Annotated in this window: 4 protein-coding genes and 1 pseudogene; all 5 read left to right on the top strand. The window is 64.5% G+C overall.

All coding sequences use genetic code 11. The features are described from left to right. Positions 1-662: pseudogene (locus QZY48_RS23340) on the top strand (hypothetical protein); the annotation flags it as partial. Between the two features lie 161 nt (positions 663-823). Further along, positions 824-1,270 (top strand): MarR family EPS-associated transcriptional regulator, encoded by a 447-nt coding sequence (locus QZY48_RS23345; protein WP_366929760.1) that lies wholly within the window; start codon positions 824-826, stop codon positions 1,268-1,270. 35 nt (positions 1,271-1,305) lie between these two features. Then, positions 1,306-1,539, top strand: a complete 234-nt coding sequence (locus QZY48_RS34975) for an NUDIX domain-containing protein (protein ID WP_366929761.1) — start codon at positions 1,306-1,308, stop codon at positions 1,537-1,539. Continuing rightward, on the top strand, positions 1,536-2,102 hold the full coding sequence (locus QZY48_RS23350; protein ID WP_295435599.1) for a GDP-mannose 4,6-dehydratase: 567 nt from the start codon (positions 1,536-1,538) through the stop codon (positions 2,100-2,102). The genes QZY48_RS34975 and QZY48_RS23350 overlap by 4 nt, the downstream gene beginning before the upstream one ends. 31 nt (positions 2,103-2,133) lie before the next feature. Next, on the top strand, positions 2,134-2,920 hold a 787-nt coding region (locus tag QZY48_RS23355), incomplete at its 3' end, for an ABC transporter permease (RefSeq protein ID WP_295435601.1).

Raw genomic sequence — 2,920 nt, forward strand, 5'->3', positions numbered from 1 at the left:
ACCCGCTGCTGTCGGCGCGCGACTTTCGCCGCTACGCCATCGCCACCCGCCAGCCGCGTCAACTGTTACGCCAACTGCCGGTCGGCACCTGTCGCGAGACCGCCTGCCCCGGGGTCTATGATCTTGCGGTGGGTGCACTGCCGGTGCGCCTGATCGTGCTGGATGCCTTGTCAAAGCAGCCGCGCAACGCCCCCTGGGGACTGTTTGCACACGCCAGCGATCAAACCCGGTACGGCTTGACCCACTATCGACCGCGCAGCAGCATCGGCATCTTCTTGCGCGACCAACTGGCCAAAGACTTTGGCCTGGAGACCGACATGGCTTATACCGTTGAGGATTTCAAACGCGAAGCGATGCGGGACCTGCTGGACGACGTCCTGAGCGATCCCAAGCACCTGAAGGCACTGTTGGATCGCCTGGTGAAAGAGGATCGGCTGTGCGAACTCGCCCCCGAGGAGCGGCTGCAAGGCCTTGCCCCCGAGGAACGCCTGCGCGGGCTCGCCCCCGAGGAGCGCCTGCGCGGACTCGCCCCCGAGGAGCGCCTGCGCGGGCTCGCCCCCGAAGAGCGGCGGCGTGGGCTGGCCCCCGAGGAGTGGCTGCAAGGTCTCGATCCCGAGATCATCGAAGCCTGGCTGAAGCAACATCCCCGTCACGACCATTGACTGCTGATGATCAAGGCCCACCTCCCCCACGAAGCACATTGACTAACCCGCGCCAATTGTGGTCTCATACACCCGTGTTCATCCCGTGAATGTTCGGCCCGCCCCGCCGGTTGGCCAGCAACCCAAGACTGAGTACCGTCCTGTCACGGTAGGGCGGTAGCGTGTCCGACACCCCAATCAAGGTCCGTCGTCACCTGAGCGACGACCTGCGTTACCGCCTGCTCAAGCTCCTCTCCGAGCAGCCGCAGGCCAGCCAACGGCAACTCTCGCAAGTCCTCGGCGTCAGCGTCGGCAGCCTCAACTACTGCGTCAACGCACTCATCGCGCGCGGTTGGGTCAAGGCCACCAACTTCCGAAACAGCCACCACAAGCTCGCCTACGCCTACCTCCTCACCCCCAGCGGCATCGAGGCCAAAACCCGCATCGCCGTGCGCTTCCTCCAGCGCAAGATGGAGGAACACGAGGCGCTGGAGCAAGAGATCGCCCAGCTCAGGGCCGAGGTAGCCGCTGTCCAAGCGCACGCTGGAGAAGCGATCAGCCGTCGGCAAGAACCCCAACACGCCGCAAGCCTGGCGCAATGCGAACCCCTCAACGTCCGCCAGCGCTGACCACCCCACTCGCCAAGCTCCGACATCTCACACGAATGCTAATCGCAAGGGAAGAATACGAACGGATCATCAGGGTCTTCCCGCGTGTCTGCGTCGACATCCTACTGACCGACACAGCAGGACGTGTCCTGCTACTCCAGCGTACCAACCAGCCCGCCATCGGCCAATGGTGGTTTCCGGGCGGCCGGGTGCATATCGGCGAAACCCGCCTCCAGGCCGCACACCGCAAGCCCTGGTCGCCGCGCTCTGAACCCTGTCTCATCGCATGACCAAGGCCTTCATCACCGGCATCACCGGCCAGGACGGCTCTTACCTCACGGAGCTACTGTTGGCCCAGGGCTACGAAGTGCACGGCGCCGTGCGCCGCACCAGTACCCTGGAGCGCAGCCGCCTCGCGCACCTGTACGCCGACCAGTCCCTGTACAACCGGCGGCTCTTTCTGCACTACGCCGACCTGGACGACCCGACCACGCTGCGCCGCGTGCTGACCAAGGTCCAGCCGTCCGAGCTTTACCACCTTGCCGGCCAGAGCCACGTCGGACTCAGTTTCGAGATCCCGGAGACCACCTGCGAATTCACCGCCATGGGTACCCTGCGGCTGCTGGAGATCATGCGGGACCTGCCCGACCCGCCGCGCCTCTTCCACGCCGCCTCCAGCGAGATCTTTGGTCAGCCCGAGGTCGAGACCGATCCGGGTCTGCTGCGCCCCGCCGAGCCCATGAAGTTGGTTGGTGATGCAAGCAAGGCCCGCACCGTCCTTGGCTGGGTCCCGCAAACCACCTTCGCCGACCTCATCCGCGAGATGACCTTGGCCGAACTGCGGCTCATATGATTCCAACGTGCCAACGATTCTTGACGTCCGCGTGACCAATCAGACACTGATCATCGAACCCGGCCTCGCCGAGCGCCACTACTGGCGCGACCTCTGGCGCTACCGCGAGCTCTTCTACGTCCTCGCCTGGCGCGACGTCGCCGTGCGCTACAAGCAGACCATCATCGGCTTGGCCTGGGCCCTGCTGCAGCCCTTCTTCACCATGGTGGTCTTCACCGTCGTCTTCGGCAAACTCGCCCGGATGCCCACCGAGGGCGACACCCCCTACGCCCTGCTGGTCTATGCCGGACTGCTGCCCTGGCAATTCTTCGCCAGCGCCTTGTCCTCCGCGTCCGGCAGCCTGATCGGCAACGCCAACCTGATCAGCAAGGTCTATTTTCCGCGGCTCATCGTCCCCACCGCCGCGGTAGTGACCTCGTTCATTGATTTTCTCATCAGCTTCGGCATCCTGGTCCTGCTCATGCTCTGGTACCAATTCTGGCCCGGCTGGCAGATCCTCACCTTACCCGGCTTCGTCCTCATGGCCTTCCTCGCCAGTCTGGGGCCGGGGCTGTGGATCACCGCACTCAACGTCAAATATCGCGACTTTCGCTACGTCATCCCCTTCATCGTCTCCATGGGCCTCTATGTCTCCCCCGTGGGCTTCAGCTCCAGCGTCATCCCGGAACAATGGCGGTTGCTCTACGCCCTCAACCCCATGGTCGGCGTCATCGACGGCTTCCGCTGGGCCATCCTCGGCGGCGCGGCACACATCTACTGGCCGGGGTTCATCCTGAGCTGGGGCCTGATCGCCTGCTTCCTGTGGCTGGGCATCCGCC

The organism is uncultured Thiodictyon sp. (assembly GCF_903828115.1).
Taxonomy (GTDB): Bacteria; Pseudomonadota; Gammaproteobacteria; order Chromatiales; family Chromatiaceae; genus Thiodictyon.

What these genes read in the sequence shown, in the direction of transcription:
- QZY48_RS34975 (WP_366929761.1), top strand. Translation starts at nt 1,306, where the DNA reads ATGCTAATCGCAAGGGAAGAATACGAACGGATCATCAGGGTCTTCCCG.
- QZY48_RS23350 (WP_295435599.1), top strand. Translation starts at nt 1,536, where the DNA reads ATGACCAAGGCCTTCATCACCGGCATCACCGGCCAGGACGGCTCTTAC.